The following is a 19281-nucleotide window of genomic DNA, read 5'->3' as shown; positions in this document are numbered from 1 at the left end:
GCCCCTTCAGACGCCGGGAACTTGTGGTCCGTTCCAGGAGTCGGTCAGGAAGGGACGCAGAGAGACGGGGACAATACGGATGAGGACGCCGCGAACCACGCGAACGGGTCAGGTGGAGTGAGTGGAACGCACGAATCGATCAAGGCCGGAGGGCGCGGCTGAAGCGGACTCTGCCGGGCAGCATGCCCGCGGGCTCCGCCCGTCAAGCGGCGTCCCTTCCGGCACGTCCGGCTCCGGCACGTCCGCCTCCGGTACGGGCGGCGGTTTCGCTCCGGGGGGCGGTGGCTTCACGTACAGCCCCGCCGACGAGGAGAAGCGGCGCGGTGTCCGCCGGATGAAGATCACCGCGACGGGCCTGCTCCTCTTCGTCGCGCTGGTCTACGTGCTGGCCAAGTGGGCCCAGAACTCCGGTGCGGGCGCCTGGGCGGGCTATGTCGCGGCGGCGGCCGAGGCCGGCATGGTCGGCGCGCTCGCCGACTGGTTCGCGGTCACGGCGCTCTTCCGCCACCCCCTGGGCCTGCCCATCCCGCACACGGCCATCATCCCGAACAAGAAGGACCAACTGGGCGCCTCCCTCGGCGACTTCGTCGGTGAGAACTTTCTCTCATCCGATGTCGTACGGGGCCGGCTGCGCGCGGTGGGTATCGGCTCCCGCCTCGGCACCTGGCTCGCGGACCCCGATCACGCCGATCGGGTGACGGCGGAGCTCGCCACGGCCCTGCGCGGCGCCCTGACGGTCCTGCGCGACTCGGACGTCCAGGCGGTCGTCGGCGAGGCCATCACCCGCCGCGCCGACGCCCAGGAGATCGCACCGGGCATCGGAAAGATGCTGGAGAAGGTCGTCGCGGACGGCGGCCACAAACGGGTCGTCGACCTGGTCTGCGTACGCGCCCACGACTGGCTGGTCGAGCACGACGAGTCGGTCATGGACGCGGTGCAGGGCGGCGCCCCCGGCTGGACCCCGCGGTTCGTCGACAAGAAGGTCGGCGAGCGGGTCTACAAGGAACTCCTCCGCTTCCTCACCGAGATGCGCGACATGCCCGAGCACCCCGCCCGCGGCGCCGTCGACCGCTTCCTCGCCGACTTCGCCGACGACCTGCAGTCCGACTCGGACACCCGCGAGCGCGTGGAGCGCCTCAAGCGTGACGTGCTCGGCCGTGGCGAGGTGCAGGACCTGATCGCCTCCGCCTGGTCGGCGGTGCGTCAGATGATCGTGGCCGCCGCCGAGGACGAGCGCAGCGAGCTGCGGCTGCGGGTGCGGGCCGCGTTGCTCTCCCTCGGCACACGGATGGCGACGGACGGGCGGCTTCAGCAGAAGGTGGACGGCTGGGTCGAGGGCGCCGCGGTGTACGTGGTGACGACGTACCGCGACGAGATCACCTCACTGATCACCGACACGGTCGCGGGCTGGGACGCCGAGCACACCTCGAAGAAGATCGAGGCCCACATCGGCCGCGACCTGCAGTTCATCCGGATCAATGGCACGGTGGTGGGAGCGCTGGCGGGCCTCGCGATCTACACGGTGTCGCACGCGCTGGGCGGATGACCCGCCGACGGCCGAGGAGAACGGGGAGAGCGGGGCGTAAGCGCCGCCCGGCAGGGCACTCGTAAGGCCGTCCACCCGCTTCGGTGCAAGGAGGCCCCGATGTCGTCCAGCGGCACCGAAGCCACGGTCACCACGGCCGTGCCCGCCCGTCTCGACCGCCTTCCCTGGTCCCGATGGCACTGGATGATCGTCATCGGCCTCGGGACGGTCTGGATCCTGGACGGCCTGGAAGTCACCACCGTCGGCAACATCGCGAGCCGACTCTCCGAGGAGGGCAGCGGCCTCGCGATCAGCTCGGCCCAGATCACCGGCACCGCGGCGGCCCTGTACGTGGCGGGGGCCTGCGTGGGCGCCCTCTTCTTCGGCCGCCTCACCGACAAGTACGGCCGGAAAAAGCTCTTCATGGTCACCCTCGCGGTGTATCTCGGGGCCACCGCGCTCACCGCGCTCTCCTTCGACGCCTGGTGGTTCTTCCTCTTCCGCTTCCTCACCGGCTTCGGCATCGGCGGCGAGTACGCGGCCATCAACTCGGCCATCGACGAACTGATCCCGTCCAAGTACCGCGGGCGCGTGGACCTGATCATCAACGGCAGTTACTGGCTGGGCGCGATCGGCGGTTCGCTGCTCTCGGTCGTCATGCTGAACACCAGCATCTTCCCCAAGGACATCGGCTGGCGGCTCACCTTCGCCCTCGGCGTCGTCCTGGGCCTGGTCATCCTCCTCGTACGCCGCCATGTCCCGGAGAGCCCGCGCTGGCAGTTCATCCACGGCCGCGGCGAGGAGGCGGACGCCCTCGTCTCGTCGGTGGAGCGGGAGATCGAGGAGGAGAAGGGCGAACGCCTGCCGCCGCCCGAGCGCGAGATCACCATCCACCAGCGCAAGAGCATCGGCTTCGGGCTCATCGCCAAGACCGTCTTCCGCGACTACCCCAAGCGGGCGGTGCTCGGCCTTTCCCTCTTCATCGGCCAGGCGTTCCTCTACAACGCGATCACCTTCGGCTTCGGCGCGATCCTCACCACGTTCTTCGACGTCCCCTCGGGCAGTACGGGTTACTACTTCGCCGTCATCGCCGCGGGCAACTTCCTCGGCCCGCTCTTCCTCGGCAAGCTCTTCGACACGGTCGGCCGCCGGATCATGATCTCGTCGACGTACATCGTCTCGGGCATCCTGCTCTTCGTCACGTCGTGGCTCTTCGACCGCGGCTCGCTGAGCGCGGCGACGCTGACCGCCTGCTGGTGCGTGGTCCTGTTCTTCGCGTCGGCGGGCGCGAGCAGCGCGTATCTCACGGTCTCGGAGATCTTCCCCATGGAGACCCGAGCCATGGCGATCGCCTTCTTCTACGCCATCGGCACGGCGGCCGGCGGCATCAGCGGCCCACTGATCTTCGCCAAGCTGACGGAGTCGGGCGTCGTCGGCGACACGGTCCTCGCCTTCCAGATCGGGGCGGGCCTGATGTGCGCGGCGGGCTTGGTGGCGGCGGTGTTCGCGGTCAAGGCGGAGCGACGTTCTCTGGAGGACATCGCGAGCCCGTTGTCGGAGGCGAAGGCGTCGGGCTGAGGGTTGTGGGGGGGGGGCTTCCCTCCGGTCAGCCCGGCCCCTTAGGCCGGCCCCCGCGTCCCCCTGAACGTCATCCGGTAAGCCCCCGGTGACACCCCGAGCCCCGCCTGGAAGTGCTGCCTCAGCGACGCTCCCGTGCCGAAGCCTGCCTCCGCCGCGACGCGGTCGACCGTGCGGTCCGTCTCCTCCAGGAGTTCGCGCGCCCGGTCCACGCGGCGCTGGGTCAGCCACTGCATCGGCGTGAGGCCCGTCTCCTCGCGGAAACGGCGGCTGAACGTGCGCACGCTCATGGACTCCCGCGCGGCCATCTCGGCCAGCGTCAGGGGTTCGGCCAGGCGCTCCTGGGCCCATTCCCTGGCCCGGCCCGTCGACGTCAGGGCGGGCTCCGCCACCGGGCGCCGGATGTACTGGGCCTGGCCGCCCTCGCGGTGCGGGGGTACGACGTTGCGGCGGGCCACGTCGGCCGCCACCGCCGCCCCGTGGTCACCGCGGATCATGTGCAGGCAGAGGTCGATGCCGGCCGCCTCGCCCGCGGAGGTGAGGGTCCTGCCCTCGTCGACGTACAGGACGTCCGGATCGACCGTCACAGCAGGGAACGTACGGGCGAAGAGGTCCGCCGACAGCCAGTGCGTCGTCGCCCTGCGGCCGTCCAGGAGACCCGCCGCCGCGAGGACGAACGCGCCGGTGCAGATGGAGGCGATACGGGCGCCGGATGCGGACTCCAGCGCGCCCGCCAAGGCAGGTGACAACCCGCCAGGCGCCGGTCCCAGCGACTCGTCCTCCTCGTGCGACGCCGGGATGATCACCGTGTCCGCGGCGGCCACCGCGTCGGGGCCGTGCTCGGCGTAGACGGGGAAGTCCGCGTCCGTGCGGATCATGCCGGGGGTCAGGGCACAGGTCGTCAGCTCGTAGAGGCGCGTGCCCCGCGGTGAGCGCGCGTTGCCGAACAGCTGGTGGATCAGGCCCAGTTCCATCGGCAGGACACCGTCCCTGACGAGGACCGCCACGCGGTGCGGGACCTCCGTGTCCTGCGCTCCGGCTGCCCTCGGAGCTACCTGTGCTCCCCCTGCCCTCTGCGCTTCCTCTCCGTCCATGGCCGCATCCTTCCACCCGGGTCGGTGTAACCGGCGCGCAGCAAAGTCGGGAGTGGTCCCCACTTCATGCTACGGTCGCCTCCGGAATTGAAACAGGGAGCTCTCCCCACTTCCGCCCGCTTCTGTCAGGGAGTCGCGCATGCGCACGCAACACCCCACCGTCCGACTCGACGACCTCACCGACGACTTCACCGCCGACCCGTACGCCGCCTTCCGGGCACTGCGCTCGCGCGGGCCCGTCCATTACGTACGTTTCCCCACCGGGGACGAGTCGTGGCTGGTGGTCGGACACGAGGAGGTGCGCGCCGCGTTCGCCGACCCCAGGCTGCTCAACGACGTGCGGCACTCCGCCGACTTCGAGGACGACGGCCTGTACGCCGTGGGCCGCAACATGCTCCAGGTCGATCCGCCCGACCACACCCGCCTGCGGACCCTGGTGGCCCGCGAGTTCACCGCCCGCCGCGTCCAGGCCCTGCGGCCCCGCATCGAGGAGGCGTCCGGCGCGCTCCTGGACGCCGTGGCCGCCGACGGCCATACCGACCTCGTGGCCGCCTACGCCTATCCGCTGCCGCTCACCATCATCTGCGAGCTGCTAGGTGTGCCGGACCTGGACCGGCCCGCCTTCCGGGCGTGGTCCACGAAGGTCGTCGCCCTCGACCGACCAGAGGAATCCGCGCGCGCCTCGCAGGAGATGGGCGCGTACCTCGCGGGGCTCGCGGAGGAGAAGCGGCAGCTGCGGGACGCGGCGGAGAGCGATCTGCTGCACGCCTTGGTCCGCGCCCATGACGGGGGTGGTGCGGGCGCCGGGGGCGGCGCGCGCGCCGAGGGCGAGGCCGGCGAGGGGAGCGGGGTGGACCGTCTCACCCCGGAGGAACTGCTCGGCATGGCCTTCCTGCTGCTCGTCGCGGGACATGAGACCACGGTCAACCTCATCGCCAACGCCGTACACCTGCTCCTCGGCCACCCCGAGCAACTCGCCGCACTCCGCGCCGACCCCGAGCTGCTGAAGGGCGCCGTGGAGGAGACACTCCGCTTCGAGTCGCCCGCGCCGGCGGGCACGTACCGTTACGCCGCCGAACCCCTCACCCTCGGCGGCGCCGACATACCGGCGGGAGCGCGGGTCGTGCTCTCCATCGCCGCCGCGAACCGCGACCCCGCGCGCTTCCCCGACCCCGACCGCTTCGACATCCACCGCGATCCGGCCGAGACCCGCGCCCACCTCGCTTTCGGGCACGGCCTGCACCACTGCCTGGGCGCCCCGCTGGCCCGCCTGGAGGCGACCCTGGCCCTGCGCATCCTGCTGGACCGCTTCCCGGGCCTCGCCTTCGACGGCGCGGGCACCGGCACACCGCAGTGGCGCACCTCCCTCATGCGGAGCCTGCGGGAGGTGCGGGTGCGTTGGTAGACGGGGGCGCGTTCATCTCAGCAGGAGGCTCGGTTCTGAGTACGCGTACTCTGTCGCGCCCCCTGGGGAAGTCGGCAAGGTCGTACGCATGACGGCGAAGTCGATGCACCTGAGCCCGCGGATATGGCAGCGGATGAGTCCGCGGATGTGGCAGCACATGGGTCCGCGAATCTGGCAGCGCATGAGCCCGCGAATCTGGCAGCGCATGAGCCCGCGAATCTGGCAGCGCATGAGCCCGCGAATCTGGCAGCGCATGAGCCCGCGGATGTGGCAGCAGAACCTGCTGACGCCCCTGCCCGGAGACCCGCCCCTGCGTCGCTGGACGACGCGCGCGCTGGGCGCGGGCCTCGCGGTGGGGGCGTACCTCCTCTGTCTGCCCTGGGACCTGCGCAACCGCCCCGAAACGCCGGGCGCGATCAACGAGACGTCACCGGTGACGGCGCTCGGCATCGCCGCCCTGACGGTCGCGATGCTGTCCCTGGCGGCCTACTTCGGCTACCGCGACCGCCTCGGCTGGGCACTGCTCCTGGTGGCGGGACCGCCGGCGACGCTGATGTACGTCTCCTTCGACAGCCACCCGGCACCGGACGCGGCGGTGTGGCCGCTGGCGTGGGGGTTCTTCGTGCTGGTGATGGGGGCGGGGGTGCTCGCGGTGGCAGGCTTCGCGCGCTTGTTCAGGGACAGCGAGGAACTCAGTCGTTAGCGTTGGCGTCCGGAAGCGCCGGGGTCGTACAGCACAGCCGCAACGGAGTCCGACGCCCCGGAGTCCGACGCCCCGGCGTCAAACGGCACCGGCCGACGCCCGATGATCCCTCCGGTCGGCAAGTACCCATGAGGCAAGCCCCACGCCCCCCGCGACCCCGAAGACGGCGGGCCAGGCTCCGACCTTCTTGGCGAGCGGATGGGATCCGGCGAAGGCGGCGACGTACGTGACGCTGAGCGCGGCAGCGGTCTTCGCGCCCGCGCTCTGCCGCCACTGCTGCGCGGCAGCGGCTCCGGCGGCGGCGAGGACGACACCACCGAGGGGCCGCTTCTTGGTCCAGCGGGCGACGGCGTACCCCCCGACGAGCCCACCGGCGGCCACTGCAGCTGCGGGTACCTTCGCCATGCCTGCCATGCCTGCCTCGCTTTCCCGGCTTTCGGCCGACGCTCCCGGCCACGCTTCGAGCCGATACGTCCTCAATGCATCCGAGGCCCGAGGCTAACGCGCCAGGAAAGCCTTGCGGCGAGGGGGCCTGCCCCGCGTAGGTTGGTGAGGGTGCGCGCTGCGGCCGAGCGGCGCGATCGAAGGCGCACCGACGAGGGACCGATAGTAGAGATGACCGCGCGAACCCCTGCTTCCAGTACCCGAACCGCCCTGGTCATCGGGGGTGGTATCGCAGGCCTGGTGGCGGCGATGGCACTGCACAAGGCGGGCATCGAGGCAAGTGTGTACGAGGCGTACGACGACGCCGTGCCCAGGGGCCGGGGCTCCGGCAGGGGCGGCGGGATGACGATCGCGCCGAACGGCCAGCAGGCGCTGGAGGCGATCGACGCGGCGCAGACGGTGCGCGCGATCGGCACGCCGGTGACCGCGCTCGGCCTGCGCAGCTGGACGGGCAGACACCTGGCTCAGCTGTCCCCGCCCGAGGAACTCCCCGCCACGCGCTTCGTCTGGCGAACGGAGCTGTACGAGGCGATCGCGAGGGAGACGGCAAACCGCGAGATCCCCGTTCACCGGGGCAAGCGCCTGCTGGACGCGACCGACACAGGTGCCGGGGTGACGGCCCGTCTTTCGGACGGCTCACTGGCGAGGGCGGACATCCTGATCGGCGCGGACGGCTTGCGCTCGACGGTGCGCAAACTGATCGACCCGACGACACCGAAGCCGCACTACGCCGGAACGCTGACGTTCACGGCACGCGTACCGAGCACGGAACTCCCGTCAACTTCGGGGGTGTTGTACATGTGCTACGGCAAGCGGGCGTACTTCGCCTACCAGATCTTCGACGACGGTTCGGCGGCCTGGTTCGCGAACCTGCCGCACCGCGAGCCGATGACGTCGGCGGAGGCGCAGGCGGTGGGCGCGGGGGAGTGGCTGAAGCGCCTGGGAGAGGCGTTCGCGAGCGACCGCACTCCGGCGCCGGACCTGGTGCGGGACACGCCCGCGGAGGACCTGCTGATCACAGGCCCCACAGAAACGATGCCTCCGATCCAGACGTGGAGCCGAGGCCGCATGACGCTGATCGGCGACGCGGCGCACGCGACGCCGCCGACATCGGGCCAGGGAGCGTCGCTGGCGTCGGAGAGCGCGGTGGAACTGGCCCGCTGCCTACGGGACTTGCCCCCGGGCAAGGCATTCAAGGCGTACGAGTCCCTGCGCCGCCCCAGGGTGGACCGCATCCTGAAACACACGACGGCAACACCGACGGCCACGTCAGCAGCAGCCCGCACGGCCACCCCAAAACCAGCGGGCCCAGTAAGCCGAGCTCTGCGGGACGCACTGCTGCCGGTGGCAACGAAGGTGGGCGGGGCCGGGGGAGCGGTATGGGGCACCTGGCAGTTCGACCACAGGATCGACTGGGAAGAGCGGGTCGGGTAACGGGCACGTTCCGCAGGGTCCGCGCGGGCGAGTGTCCGGATGAGGGTGCGCCCGGTCGCGGGCCTGTCCGGGTGAGGGTGCGCCTGGTCGGGCGCCTGTCCGGGTGAATTGCGGAGGGTCAGGTCTGTGCGGTCAGGAAATAGGGAAAACCCCGCACGCATCCCCCACCCCATGACCCCGTACCTGAAAGGGACCCCATGCGTATTCGTACCGCCTTGGCCGTCACCGCCCTCACCGCCGGCGCCGTACTGGGCGCCAGCGGCACCGCCCTCGCCGACGACGACCAGGGCTGGCGTGCCGGCTTCGCCTACGAGAACGTCGGCGGCCCCGCCGGTATCACCAAGGCCGCGGGCCACGGCGAAAGCAGCGACAACAACGGCTCGATGGCCGGCTTCACCTACGAGAACGTCGGCGGCATGGCAGGCATCACCAAGGCCACGGGCCACGTCGCGGGCCACCACGAGGACTAGTCCTCAGCAACACCAGCAGAACCCAGAAAGAGGGCCCGCCGGGAGCGGGTCCTCTTTCCGTTTCATCGATCACGCCGGATCTGGGAGTCGTAGGCGCCGAATTGAGCGAGACGTTCGGCATCGGAAGCTCGGGCAAAGGGTCGTCGATGGTGAGTGGTACGCGCTGCCGCGCGTGTGCTTCACGGGCCCGGCCGCCACAGGCAGGGATGGGCTCCAGCGATCACTAGCGACTGAAGGTTGGGCATTCGAGACAAGGGACAGTCACTCTGCCAGTGGTTGCAGGAGGACGTGGCGCACCCCGAAACTCTGAGAAACCTCCCGTCTCGTTCCGGTAGATAACGCCGACGTCATGCTCCTCGAGGAGCTCGCGTATGTCTGTGTCGGGCAACTCAGGAGACAGCACCATGAGCCGGAGTGGCTGGCTGTGCTCCATCGAACGTAGATATCGACTGATGTCCAAGAGTTGAGCCAGAGCAGTCCGGATGGCTTCACGAGAGGTGCTACCGGCTGTCTCGTAGAGGGTGTTGTCGCTCTCGTCGTAGAGGTCAGAGAGAAGAGTGGCGGTTTTGTCCTTGATTTCTACTTGCAGGTGGCCGACTGAGTGGCCAGCTTCGCTCAGTCTGTCCTCGTAGCTCTCGCGCAATTCCTCACCGCGCTGCGCCACCATGGCCTCGGGTGTAAGGCTGCGTTGCTGTCTCCGTTGCCTCCGCTGCGCCCTTGCTAGGCGCGTTGCTTCCCTGGCCCGTACGAAGATGGGCTTTGTCTGTCTTGCTCGGGGAAGCACATGTGCGTCGGACCGATACACCTCGTCAGTGGGGCGCAAGCGAAAGACGATGACGCTTCGGGCTGCCTCACCGTCACCGAGAGCCTGCCGCAAGTAGTAGGGCTCGCGCTCATCGACTTTGAAGGGGCCGACGTAGCGGTGCGTGCGAGCAGCAGATCCTTGAGACTTCCCCTCGGCTATGAACAGGTGAAGGGTGCGTCCGTGCTCGTTGTGCTGGAGAACAGCGGAGTTGCCCTTGCCGTACAAGCCGCCAAAAGTCTGATCCCCGTGAGTGCCCGCTCCCGTGTACGTGAAGATGGGGCCTAGGTCGTCTTCCTCGGCGAGCCAACCGTCGCGGTACCCGTACTGCTCACCAGCGTTGATGTCTGAGAAGAGAACGACGGTCTTCTTTGACTCCGACGGACATATGCCGCCTTGCGGGCTTCCCCCTAACACTGGACGGATTTCCGCTCGAGTGCGGACATCTCCGGGCTTGATGGCGGGCTCGGATGTCGTCATGGCGTAGAGGCTAGTCTGCGAGTCCCAAGGGGACACATGTAGGTCAAATCGCGGCCCAGTGTTCCACTTTGGTACGTCTGGCGGCGAGAGGTCGATGAGGGCATGGATCAGGGAATAGCTGCTGTACTGGCCGGCGGTATTGGGCTTGTGGGGGCTGTTGCAGGTGCCTTCGCTGGGGGAGTCTGGGCTGTGCGTGGGGCAAAGATCGGTGGATTCAAGGCAGTAGAGGCAGCGCGCCTTCAGGTTGAGGGTCAGGTTGCGGCCGAACACTTTCAGTGGGTGCGCAGCCAGCGACAGCAGGCGTACGGGCAGCTGCTTGACGCCCAAGCGGCAGTCGAAGACACGTTGGCAAGAGCGGCCCCCGGGATACGTGCGGGCGGGAGGCTTTCAGATGAAGCACGAGACGAGCTTGCTGAGAGAGCCCTGGCCATGCAGTCGCGTTCCAGGCAACTCGCCCTGTGGGGGCCCGAAGAGGTGATTCGCCTGGCGCATGAACTGACGGTGAGCACCCTTGAGGCGACCCAGGCGCTCAGAATGGCGCAAGGAGTGGGTGCTTCATCGCCTGGAAGCCAGAGTCAGGCGTGGGCTCACTGGGATCGAGCCAACCGCGAAATGACGCATGCGCACTCGGCGTTCCTCGACCGAGCGGGGGCGATCATCCGCGACCCGCACCAGCCAGCCAGTTAACTCAGGTTCCCTGAGTGCACCGCGTCCAGGAAGGCTGCCCAGGGGCGAGCGCCCATCGTTATGTGGGGCCCAGATGGGGCTTTGGAATCCCTCACGGCAATGACGGCAGGGCGCGCGGCGACCTCAACGCACTCTCCCCCCATGCCGTTGCTGTAACTGCTCCTGCGCCACGGGACACTTAGGGCCAGCGTCATCGGGAGTGCTCCTCCAGAACTTTTTTGATCAGCAAGGTCGATCGCTGTGGACTCAAGGCAAGCGCCCTGAGGTGGTCGAATGCCTTCGCGTAGAGGTCCACATCTGCGGGGTGCTCGAGGTAGACGGAATCTGTCAGCCCTTCCCGGTACACCACGTCCGGGTCCTCTTGCTCGGGGAAGCCAAGGATCGTGAACGGCCCGGTTGTGGGGTACGCGCCTGCATCGAACGGCAAGACTTGGACCGTCACGTTCCTCAACTTCGCCATTTCCAGCATACGTTCGAGCTGCGCGGACATCACCTGTCGATTTCCAACGACGTGCATCAGCGCGCTCTGGTGCACAACAGCCCACAGGTCAGGCGCGCCATCCCCTGCCAGTAGATCTTGTCGACGCATCCGCACGTCGACCATGCGCTGGATCTCTTCAGCAGTGTGGTCGACCCAGGCGCGGCATTGTTCGAAGGCGTAGCCGGGTGTCTGGACCAGGCCCGGGATGAACTCGCCCTGGTAGCTGCGCAAGTTGGAGGCGGCTTGCTCTAGGCCGACGTACACGGAGAACCATGATGGGACGGCATCGCCGTGCGCGTGCCACCAGCCCTTCGTTTTCGACTCTTTGGCCAAGGACTTGAGTAGATCGCGCAGCTCGTCCGAGGTTTCGTAGAAGCGGCACAGCGCAGCCACGTCGGATGGTTGGACGCGCCCTTGCCCAGTCTCCATGCGGTTGACCTTGGAGCTGCTCCAGTCAAGCTCGTTGCCCACCTGGTTGCAGGTGAAGCCGTTCTCCTCGCGGAGCTTCTTGAGCTCGATCGCCAATCGACGACGGCGAGCGGTCGGGGAACCGGCCATGTCAACTCCTCCTGCTGTAGCGGAGTTTCCATCTCACCGGAAGCGGCGTGGAAGGCCAATCACCCCTTAGGGGGAATCTCGCCGTGCATGTTGCATGACGGGAAACCCGCTGCGACTCTCTCACTAGGAGTGATCGACAGTCACGCAGCGCAGCGAGGTGCGATGCACGGAGGTAGGTGGCCATGATCTACGCGAGCGAATGTGTCCGGCGGGGCCCTTGGGTGCAACCTTTCCTGGCTGAACCCAGCGAAATTTCGGGACTGCGGCGTGCATTGAGGCTTCGGCTGCCCTTGTGGGGCTTGCAGGAGCTGATCGAGCCAGCGCAGACCTGCGTCGCGGAACTGGCATCAAACGTCATCCGCCACGTGGGCGTCGGCACGGCGGCCTCTCTCACGGTGGTCATGAGAGATGCGTATCTCCGTCTCGAGGTTCGTGATCCGGATCCGCGAGCACTTCCGACGCTCATCGACGCAGCATCTGATGCTGAGGCGGGGCGAGGGATGACCCTCGTCGATGCAGTCTCCGATCACCGCTGGGGCGTGGTGCTCTGTGGTGACTCGAAGGTGGTGTGGTGTGAGTTGGCGACAGATCTTGATGCGCCCCTCGGGGATGCCAGAGGTCCGCGAGTCATGCGGGCTGAAGAGCACCTACTGCTCTACGGCGGCGTACGCCCGGGGTGGGTGTCAGGCTCGGGGCGTCTTGCCGTAGCAGTAGCGGAGGAGGTGGCGATCGATCTGATCACCGACCTCCTTCACTGGCTTCAGGCCCGCGGCTGTGATCCTGACGAGGTGTTGGACCGGGCGCAGATGCACGTCGAGGCGGAGTCTGGAGCAGAGACTTGACCCTAAGTTCGCACCCTGCCCGCTCAGTTGCAGGTAGCTGCCGAGTACGTCCATACGTCGGCCGGCATCTCCTGCTCAAGCTCCCACTTCACTGCCATGGGCTTGCTGCCCTGGTGGGAGACGTAGCGGGCGGGACCCAGGAGCATCCAGGGCTCGGCGCCGCCGATGTCTGTGTTCTTGTATCGGCGAACGAAGAGCAGGATGTGGCTGCCGCGACTCACATGCTCGCGGTATCGGCGTCCTGTGGCGGAGTCTTCGTCGGTAGTGCTCTGCGACTCCCAATGGAAAATAGAGGGACTCAGGGCGTAGTCCTTGTATCGGATAGTGGGTGAGAAATCCTTCTCGTCTTTCTCCAGCGTGATGAGCAGGGCGTCGGTATCGAGCGACTTCGCGTCAACTACTCCTTGTGCAAAAGATCCTGGCATCTGTCCGCCGAACCGGGCCACGCCGAGGGCGGCGAGGATTTCGGAACGGTTATAGGAGCTGTGGATCTTCAGCGGGACATCGCGGTGTGCCCCTTCAAGGGGAAGAGGGAAATGATCGGCAGTGGCTAGGCAGTGGTCGAGCACCTGGTGGAGTTCATGGCGGAACGCATCTTGCCCGCGCAGTGAACTCAGCCCCTCCTGGTAGGTCGAGTAACCACCTGCCTTGTCCCAAATGTTGAAGAACAGCATGCGGGCATAGCCCTGCTCTACCGGAGTCAAGGTCTCATAGGGAGGTGCGTTGTCGGCCAGGAGTTGTTGGTAAGCCTCGATGCGCTCCCGGTCATCTACGTGGAGGAAGGAAGGGATGCGCTTGAGTAGGCCCGACTCTCCTGCGGGGGCTGGGCCCGTGAGCAGGCTGGTGCGACGCAGCAGGTTCGTCCATGAATTGCCATTGCCTCCACGGTAGACCTCCTTCAGTTCGCGCCCGCTCTCCTCTAGGTAAGTTGCTAGGTGGGTCTCGGCATACGCGGATACCTCGCGGGCAAGCGCGGATACGTTGACGTTGAGCTGTTCCTTGATGTTCGCGATAATGGTCTGCTTGGCCTTGGCTTCCAGGATGATCTGGCAGCTTGCAGGCAGAAGGGGGAAGTCGTTGTTCAGGTTGTCGAGCAGACGCTTCCTGGTGAGATTCGTCAGAGCCCGGAATTGGTTCTCGAAACGGAACTCTTTACGGTGCTGTCCGATGAAGTCGAGAACTGTGAGGAATTCCTTGTTCTCCGTACGGCGCAGACCGCGACCGAGCTGCTGGAGGAAGAGTGTGGCGCTCGCAGTGGGGCGAAGTAGAAGCAGCGTATCGACATCGGGGACATCGAGGCCCTCGTTGAAAAGGTCGACAGAGAAGATGGCCTGAAGCTTGCCAGCCTTGAGGTCGGTGAGTGCTTGCTCCCGGACGTCCGTTGAAGTCTCGCCGGAGAGGGCCACGGACCTGATCCCGTACTTACAGAACTGGCGGGCCATCAAGTGTGCATGGGGGACGGAGACACAGAAGCCAAGGGCGCGCATCTTGCTTGGTGCTGCGACCCGCTCACGCACGGACTTCACAACGAGGCGTGCGCGTATTTCGCTCCCCGTGAGGACGTTGCTAAGAGAAGCCGAGTCGTAACCGCCGCGCTTCCACTCCACGGACCTGAGATCCGTTTCGTCACTGATACCGAAGTAATGGAAGGGGCTGAGCAAATCATTCTCCAGGGCCTCCCACAGTCGCATCTCGGCAGAGATGTGGCCGTCAAAGAACTCATCCTGAATGTTCTTGCCGTCCATGCGCTCGGGCGTCGCAGTCAGGCCGAGTAGCTCGCCAGGTCTGAAGTGATCAATTATCTTTCGATACGTGGGAGAAGTGCCGTGGTGGAATTCATCGATGACGATGACATCGAAGTGATCACGGGCAAGCCTCTCTAGCGCCTTTGCGTTGAGAGACTGGACACTTGCGAATACATGAGTCCAATCTTGCGGAATCTCACCGCTGTACAGGAGCTCACCGAAGTCCGCGTCGTCCAGCACGCCTCGATATGTGCGCAGAGACTGGTCCAGAATCTCCTTGCGATGCGCGACAAAAAGGAGACGTAAGTCGCTCCCCGCCTTGCTGCGCAGATGCTTGTAGTCGAGGGCTGCCATCACGGTCTTGCCTGTTCCAGTCGCAGCGACCAGAAGGTTGCGGTGGCGGTCCCGAACTGAGCGCTCGACTTCCAAGCGCTCCAGCATGTCCTTTTGATGTGGATAGTCGGTGATTATCAGGCCGGAGACTGTAATGGAGTGCCTTCCAGGGGCTGTAGACGGTCGGTTCACTCATGATTGCGATCAGGTCACCTGGAGCCTGGAAGGGGGTCTAGCGCGCACGCTCCCAGGGCCCTACTTACGACCGACCTGGCGCTCTAGCTTTGCGGCGCCCCGTGGCATTCCCCATAGCCCCGCTCCGACCCGCACCAACACCCCGCCCCCGCCTCCGGCGGCCACCCCGCAGCCCGTCCCCGTGCCGCCAGTGTCGTTGCGTACTGCGGGAGCAGCGACACGTCCGTCGGGTCTGTGCCCTCTGAGGCTGCGAAAGCCTCGTAGGACGGGACCGTGCCTGTCACGATGCCCAGGTTTGGGGTGCCGGACGTCGCGAGTTCTCTTAGGGATTCCTCTATCGTTGCCAAGTGGGCCTCGTGGGACGGGTATTCCGATTCCAGGCTTGGGTACGCCGTCAGGAGTTCCGTCAGTTCCGTTGCCGGCCAGTGCAGGACCGCTACCGGGAACGGGCGGGAGAGCGCCTCTCTGTACGAGCCCAATTCCGCCTGGATTCGGGAGATTTCCGCTCGCAGCTCCGCCGGGTTGTCCGAGCCCAGAGACCAGATTCGCTTCGGGTCGTGCAGTTCGTCCAGGGGGACGGGGGACGACGAGACCTCGTCCGCCAGGGCGTCCCATGCGTCGTGCTCCGCGCCCAGCAAGCGGCGCACCCGGTGGCGGCCGAACAGCAGCGGGCGTTGGTCGTAGGACGGGGCGCCCGCGGAGCCGCCTGGTGGCAGGAGGAGTTCCAGGGCCTGGGTGAACGTTTCCTGCGCTTGCGTCAGTTCGTCGTGGGCCTCCAGCGACTCCGCCACGATCACCCACGGGGCCGGGTCGCGCGGGGCCGCCGCACGGACTCCGTCGATGATGGCCCTTGCCTCCGCCTCGTGGCCGTACTCCCAGAGGTTCGAGGCCTTCAGGGCCCGGATGAGGGTGGGCGCCGACGCCGGGCGGGGGGCGTCGGGGGCCAGCAGGCGGTCGTAGAGCGTGGTCGCGCGGTCGCGCTCGCCCGCCAGCTCCAGGTGGGCCGCGGCCTGGACGAGCAGGTGCTCGGTGTCCTCGGGGTACAAGCCGGCAGTCCGCTCCAGGCGCTCGGCTTCGGCGATGTGGTCGGCAGGCGTGTCGGGGCGCATACGGGACACCGTACTGCCGAGTGGGGGCGTTGCAGGAGGGTTGCCGTGCGGATCCGGATGGTGGAGGCATGGCTACTTGGCGGACCCGGCTCTATCGTGCGGGCGGCCGGGAGAGGGGTGGTGGCCTTGCGGGAGCGGGTTCCTGTGGTGGTGCAGGGGCGGAGCAGGGGGCGGGGTGCCGTCCTGCGGGGGGTGTGGGCGTGCGCCGAAGCTGCCGTCACCTGCGGGCTTGTGTTGCTGCTCCTCGTCGCCCACCAGCTGTGGTGGACCAACCGCCAGGCCCGCGAAGGCGCCGAGCGTCAGGTCCAGGCCCTTGAGCGGGAGTGGGGGACGAGTCCGGGTTCCGGTTCCTCCTCCCCTTCCTCCCCTTCCTCCCTTTCATCCTCTTCCTCCTCCTCGGCTTCCGGTTCCTCTTCCCCTCCTTCGCATGCCGCCGGCGACTCTGGTGCCGCGTCGGGCGCCGAGGGCTCGCGTGTCGGTGGGGCCGGCCCCACCCCCGACTGGGACCAGGCCTACGCCGTCCTCCGCATTCCCCGCATCGGGATACGCGTGCCCGTCGCCGAGGGCGTCAGCAAGAACGGGGTGCTGAACAAGGGGTACGTCGGGCACTACCCGCGCACCGCCCAGCCCGGCCAGGGAGGGAACTTCGCGCTCGCCGGGCACCGTAATACCCACGGTGAGCCCTTCCGTCGCATCAACCGGCTGGGGGACGGCGACGAGCTCGTCGTCGAGACCGAGCGGGCCATCTACACGTACGCCGTGGACAAGACCCTTGGCCAGACCTCCGCCCGAGACAGCGGCGTCATCCGGCCCGTGCCCCGCAGTGACGTGAAGGAGGGCCACGGCTACCGCTCTCCCGGGTACTACATCACCCTCACCACCTGCACCCCCGAGTACACCTCCAAGTACCGGCTCATCGTGTGGGGGAAGCTGCGTTCCATGCGGCCGCGCTAAGCGGCCGCGCTAAGGGGGTCCCGGGGCCCCGGAACCGCGAAGCCCCCGGAACCGCGGAAGCTTCCGGGCTCTCCTTCCGGCCTCCAACGCCGATCCTGTATAACGGGCAATACCTAGTAACGAGGGATCTTGAGGATCAAGGAGAGGGGGGCGAGAGCGATGCAGGACGCCACGAACGTCATCCGCAGCTGGAAAGCCGCCCTCCGGCCCACCGGGCTCCTCCTCTTCCTCCTCGTCGAGGTCGTCCTCCTCGACGCGAGCAGCCTCACCGCCGCCGTCGCGCTCGCCGCGACCGCCGCCGCGGGCTCCGCGCTCGCCGTCTGCTCCCTCATCGCCGCGCGCTGCGCTCCCGCCGTGCCCCGCACTCGGGTACGTACAGCCATGCGCGACCGCGAGAAGCGCACGGCCTTCCTGCCGCAGCGCGATCCCGACGCCGCCGGGCGAAGGCGACCCCGAGCACCGGGCCGTCCCGTCATGACGGCCGCGTAGGGAGCACCGCACACCCGAAGCCCCCTTCGTGGGCCGTCACGCCGAAAAGAGCACCTGCCCCTTTTCCTCGGCACGACGAGACCCCCGGAGGGCTTCTCCATGTCCGGCTTCCTGTCCAGCTTCATGTCTCTGTTCGCTGACCTGGTCGGCTCCATCGCCGACCTGCTCGAACCGCTCTTCCACGCCTCCGCGACGGCCGCCGCCATCGTGCTGTTCACAGCGTGTGTACGACTCCTCGTCCACCCCCTTTCACGGGCCTCGGCCCGTGGCCAGAAGGCGCGGGCCAAGCTCTCGCCGCAGATCGCCGAGCTGCGCAAGAAGCACGCCAAGAACCCGGAAAAGTTGCAGAAGGCGGTCCTCGAGCTGCATGCGGCGGAGAAGGTCTCGCCGCTCTCCGGGTGCCTGCCCAGCCTGTTCCAGCTTCCGGCGTTCTTCCTGCTCTACCACCTGTTCTCCAGCAGCAGCATCGGCGGGGAGGCCAACGCGCTGCTCAAGCACAAGCTCTTCGAGGCGCCCCTCGGCGGGCGGTGGGCCGACGCGCTCGGTGAGGGTGGCCTCTTCGGGGCGCAGGGGCTTGTCTACCTCGCGCTCTTCGCGATCGTCGCCGCCGTCGCGACCTTCAACTTCCGGCGTACGAAGGTGCAGATGGCCGCGTCGGCCGCGTCGGCCGGGGCCACGCCGGCCGGAGACGCGGGGCAGCAGGTGCCCGGCATGGGTGCGATGACCAAGATCATGCCCTTCATGTCGTTCATGACGCTGTTCACCGTCGCCTTCGTGCCGCTCGCCGCCGCGCTGTACGTGGTCACCAGTACGACCTGGAGCGCGGTCGAGCGTGCCGTGCTCTACCGCGACATGCCGTACGGGGCGAGCGGGGCGGGCGCGCTGGCTACCGCTGGGTAATGGTCCGGTCTGTGAACAGGGTCTTGCGGGATGGACACCGACCTTGGAGGATCTTCCAACCTCCGATGGCCGCAACCCTTCCCCAAGCTCTCAACTCCGTTCGAGCAGGGGAGGCCCCAATCCGGGCCACGCGATCGCCGGAGGTGAGTGGGCGCGCTCGACCAAAGGGAGATTGACCATGAAGCTGCTGCGAGTCGGTACGGCGGGGGCCGAGCGCCCGGCGCTGCTCGATGCCGACGGCACGTTGCGGGACCTTTCCGGGACCGTGACGGACATCGACGGGGCGCTGCTCGCCGACCCGGCGGCCCTCGACCGGATCCGGTCCGCCGCCGATTCGGGCGAGCTGCCCGCGCTCGACGCGGCGGGGCTGCGGGTCGGGCCGCCGGTGGGCCGCATCGGCAAGGTCGTGTGTATCGGGCTCAACTACCACGATCACGCGCAGGAGACCGGGGCGGCGACGCCCGCCGAGCCCGTCATCTTCTTCAAGGCGGCGGACACGGTGGTCGGCCCGCACGACACGGTCCTGGTGCCGCGCAAGTCGGAGAAGACCGACTGGGAGGTCGAGCTCGCGATCGTCATCGGGCGCACCGCGCGCTACCTGGAGTCGGACGAGCAGGCGCTCGCGCATGTCGCCGGATACGCGGTGTCGCACGACGTCTCGGAGCGCGAGTTCCAGATCGAGCGCGGCGGCACCTGGGACAAGGGCAAGAACTGCGAGACGTTCAACCCGCTGGGTCCGTGGCTGGTGACGGCGGACGAGGTCGCCGACCCGCAGGCGCTGTCCCTGAAGCTCTGGGTCAACGGCGAGCTGAAGCAGGACGGGACCACGGCCCAGCAGATCTTCCCGGTGGCGGAAGTGGTGCACTACGTAAGCCAGTTCATGACCCTGTACCCGGGTGACGTCATCAACACCGGTACGCCGGCGGGGGTGGCCATGGGGCAGCCCGAGCCGAAGCCGTATCTGCGGGCCGGTGATGTGGTGGAGCTGGAGATCGATGGGCTCGGGCGGCAGCGGCAGGAGCTCGGCCAGGCGTAGCCCTTCGGGGCGGGGGC

Annotated in this window: 17 protein-coding genes and 1 pseudogene; 11 read left to right on the top strand and 7 right to left on the bottom strand. The window is 67.6% G+C overall.

Annotated features, from left to right (window positions below):
- Positions 1 to 334 precede the first annotated feature (334 nt).
- Together ABXJ52_RS13915 and ABXJ52_RS13910 are read left to right on the top strand one after the other, a co-directional pair.
- Positions 335 to 1546 carry a DUF445 domain-containing protein gene (locus ABXJ52_RS13915; RefSeq protein WP_367042309.1) on the top strand — a complete coding sequence of 404 codons (1212 nt, stop codon included), beginning with the start codon at positions 335 to 337 and terminating at the stop codon, positions 1544 to 1546.
- A 99-nt stretch (positions 1547 to 1645) separates the two neighbouring features.
- Positions 1646 to 3103, top strand: a complete 1458-nt coding sequence (locus tag ABXJ52_RS13910; protein ID WP_367042308.1) for an MFS transporter — start codon at positions 1646 to 1648, stop codon at positions 3101 to 3103.
- A 41-nt stretch (positions 3104 to 3144) separates the two neighbouring features.
- Here ABXJ52_RS13910 and ABXJ52_RS13905 read toward each other — a convergent pair whose 3' ends face one another.
- Entirely contained in the window at positions 3145 to 4197 is a 1053-nt protein-coding gene (locus tag ABXJ52_RS13905) for a helix-turn-helix domain-containing protein (RefSeq protein WP_367042307.1), read from the bottom strand.
- Positions 4198 to 4336: 139 nt separating this feature from the next.
- On the opposite strand from ABXJ52_RS13905, the gene ABXJ52_RS13900 reads away from it, so the two are divergent.
- Positions 4337 to 5602, top strand: coding sequence for a cytochrome P450 (locus ABXJ52_RS13900; protein WP_367042305.1), 1266 nt, complete (start codon positions 4337 to 4339; stop codon positions 5600 to 5602).
- A 229-nt stretch (positions 5603 to 5831) separates the two neighbouring features.
- Positions 5832 to 6305, top strand: coding sequence for a hypothetical protein (locus tag ABXJ52_RS13895; RefSeq protein ID WP_367042303.1), 474 nt, complete (start codon positions 5832 to 5834; stop codon positions 6303 to 6305).
- 78 nt (positions 6306 to 6383) lie between these two features.
- On the opposite strand, the gene ABXJ52_RS13890 is transcribed toward ABXJ52_RS13895, so the two are convergent.
- Positions 6384 to 6710, bottom strand: a complete 327-nt coding sequence (locus ABXJ52_RS13890) for a hypothetical protein (protein WP_367042301.1) — start codon at positions 6708 to 6710, stop codon at positions 6384 to 6386.
- A gap of 210 nt (positions 6711 to 6920) precedes the next feature.
- Here ABXJ52_RS13890 and ABXJ52_RS13885 point away from each other — a divergent pair, with 210 nt between their 5' ends.
- Together ABXJ52_RS13885 and ABXJ52_RS13880 are read left to right on the top strand one after the other, a co-directional pair.
- The gene (locus ABXJ52_RS13885) at positions 6921 to 8183 is read left to right on the top strand and encodes an NAD(P)/FAD-dependent oxidoreductase (protein ID WP_367042300.1); all 1263 of its coding nucleotides are present in this window, start codon (positions 6921 to 6923) and stop codon (positions 8181 to 8183) included.
- A gap of 197 nt (positions 8184 to 8380) precedes the next feature.
- Positions 8381 to 8653 (top strand): hypothetical protein, encoded by a 273-nt coding sequence (locus ABXJ52_RS13880; protein WP_367042298.1) that lies wholly within the window; start codon positions 8381 to 8383, stop codon positions 8651 to 8653.
- A 223-nt stretch (positions 8654 to 8876) separates the two neighbouring features.
- On the opposite strand, the gene ABXJ52_RS13875 is transcribed toward ABXJ52_RS13880, so the two are convergent.
- The 3 genes from ABXJ52_RS13875 to ABXJ52_RS13865 form a co-directional block, all read right to left on the bottom strand.
- Positions 8877 to 9935: a hypothetical protein gene (locus ABXJ52_RS13875; RefSeq protein WP_367042296.1), complete on the bottom strand. Its 1059-nt coding sequence runs from the start codon at positions 9933 to 9935 to the stop codon at positions 8877 to 8879.
- A 683-nt stretch (positions 9936 to 10618) separates the two neighbouring features.
- Positions 10619 to 10816 (bottom strand): DUF397 domain-containing protein, encoded by a 198-nt coding sequence (locus tag ABXJ52_RS13870; RefSeq protein WP_367042294.1) that lies wholly within the window; start codon positions 10814 to 10816, stop codon positions 10619 to 10621.
- Positions 10813 to 11661, bottom strand: a complete 849-nt coding sequence (locus ABXJ52_RS13865; protein ID WP_367042292.1) for a helix-turn-helix transcriptional regulator — start codon at positions 11659 to 11661, stop codon at positions 10813 to 10815. Before ABXJ52_RS13865 ends, ABXJ52_RS13870 begins: the two co-directional genes overlap by 4 nt.
- 299 nt (positions 11662 to 11960) lie before the next feature.
- On the opposite strand from ABXJ52_RS13865, the gene ABXJ52_RS13860 reads away from it, so the two are divergent.
- Positions 11961 to 12503 (top strand): ATP-binding protein, encoded by a 543-nt coding sequence (locus ABXJ52_RS13860; protein ID WP_367042290.1) that lies wholly within the window; start codon positions 11961 to 11963, stop codon positions 12501 to 12503.
- A gap of 23 nt (positions 12504 to 12526) precedes the next feature.
- On the opposite strand, the pseudogene ABXJ52_RS13855 reads toward ABXJ52_RS13860, so the two are convergent.
- Positions 12527 to 14740, bottom strand: a pseudogene (locus ABXJ52_RS13855) (DUF3427 domain-containing protein); the annotation flags it as partial.
- 119 nt (positions 14741 to 14859) lie between these two features.
- Positions 14860 to 15885, bottom strand: coding sequence for an SEC-C domain-containing protein (locus tag ABXJ52_RS13850; protein WP_367042288.1), 1026 nt, complete (start codon positions 15883 to 15885; stop codon positions 14860 to 14862).
- Between the two features lie 183 nt (positions 15886 to 16068).
- Here ABXJ52_RS13850 and ABXJ52_RS13845 point away from each other — a divergent pair, with 183 nt between their 5' ends.
- The 4 genes from ABXJ52_RS13845 (at position 16069) to ABXJ52_RS13830 (ending at position 19264) form a co-directional block, all read left to right on the top strand.
- Positions 16069 to 16839, top strand: a complete 771-nt coding sequence (locus ABXJ52_RS13845) for a class E sortase (protein ID WP_367049042.1) — start codon at positions 16069 to 16071, stop codon at positions 16837 to 16839.
- 159 nt (positions 16840 to 16998) lie between these two features.
- A complete protein-coding gene (locus ABXJ52_RS13840) occupies positions 16999 to 17328 on the top strand; it encodes a DUF6412 domain-containing protein (protein WP_367042286.1) in 330 nt (109 codons plus the stop codon).
- 111 nt (positions 17329 to 17439) lie between these two features.
- Positions 17440 to 18228: a YidC/Oxa1 family membrane protein insertase gene (locus tag ABXJ52_RS13835; RefSeq protein WP_367049040.1), complete on the top strand. Its 789-nt coding sequence runs from the start codon at positions 17440 to 17442 to the stop codon at positions 18226 to 18228.
- Positions 18229 to 18406: 178 nt separating this feature from the next.
- Complete coding sequence (locus tag ABXJ52_RS13830) at positions 18407 to 19264, top strand: fumarylacetoacetate hydrolase family protein (RefSeq protein ID WP_367042284.1); 858 nt, start codon at positions 18407 to 18409, stop codon at positions 19262 to 19264.
- Positions 19265 to 19281: the final 17 nt, after the last annotated feature.

Origin of the sequence: Streptomyces sp. Je 1-332 (assembly GCF_040730185.1) — a bacterium.
GTDB lineage: Bacteria > Actinomycetota > Actinomycetes > Streptomycetales > Streptomycetaceae > Streptomyces.
The sequence above is the reverse complement of the archived record's forward strand: the minus strand, read 5'-3'. Positions and strand labels throughout refer to the sequence as shown.

Excerpts from the sequence above, each read along its gene's own strand:
- ABXJ52_RS13905 (WP_367042307.1), bottom strand. The coding sequence starts at position 4,197 with ATGGACGGAGAGGAAGCGCAGAGGGCAGGGGGAGCACAGGTAGCTCCG.
- ABXJ52_RS13830 (WP_367042284.1), top strand. The coding sequence starts at position 18,407 with ATGAAGCTGCTGCGAGTCGGTACGGCGGGGGCCGAGCGCCCGGCGCTG.
- ABXJ52_RS13900 (WP_367042305.1), top strand. The coding sequence starts at position 4,337 with ATGCGCACGCAACACCCCACCGTCCGACTCGACGACCTCACCGACGAC.
- ABXJ52_RS13915 (WP_367042309.1), top strand. The coding sequence starts at position 335 with ATGAAGATCACCGCGACGGGCCTGCTCCTCTTCGTCGCGCTGGTCTAC.
- ABXJ52_RS13910 (WP_367042308.1), top strand. The coding sequence starts at position 1,646 with ATGTCGTCCAGCGGCACCGAAGCCACGGTCACCACGGCCGTGCCCGCC.
- ABXJ52_RS13870 (WP_367042294.1), bottom strand. The coding sequence starts at position 10,816 with ATGACGCTGGCCCTAAGTGTCCCGTGGCGCAGGAGCAGTTACAGCAAC.
- ABXJ52_RS13840 (WP_367042286.1), top strand. The coding sequence starts at position 16,999 with ATGCAGGACGCCACGAACGTCATCCGCAGCTGGAAAGCCGCCCTCCGG.
- ABXJ52_RS13890 (WP_367042301.1), bottom strand. The coding sequence starts at position 6,710 with ATGGCGAAGGTACCCGCAGCTGCAGTGGCCGCCGGTGGGCTCGTCGGG.
- ABXJ52_RS13875 (WP_367042296.1), bottom strand. The coding sequence starts at position 9,935 with ATGACGACATCCGAGCCCGCCATCAAGCCCGGAGATGTCCGCACTCGA.
- ABXJ52_RS13880 (WP_367042298.1), top strand. The coding sequence starts at position 8,381 with ATGCGTATTCGTACCGCCTTGGCCGTCACCGCCCTCACCGCCGGCGCC.
- ABXJ52_RS13865 (WP_367042292.1), bottom strand. The coding sequence starts at position 11,661 with ATGGCCGGTTCCCCGACCGCTCGCCGTCGTCGATTGGCGATCGAGCTC.
- ABXJ52_RS13885 (WP_367042300.1), top strand. The coding sequence starts at position 6,921 with ATGACCGCGCGAACCCCTGCTTCCAGTACCCGAACCGCCCTGGTCATC.
- ABXJ52_RS13895 (WP_367042303.1), top strand. The coding sequence starts at position 5,832 with ATGAGCCCGCGAATCTGGCAGCGCATGAGCCCGCGGATGTGGCAGCAG.
- ABXJ52_RS13850 (WP_367042288.1), bottom strand. The coding sequence starts at position 15,885 with ATGCGCCCCGACACGCCTGCCGACCACATCGCCGAAGCCGAGCGCCTG.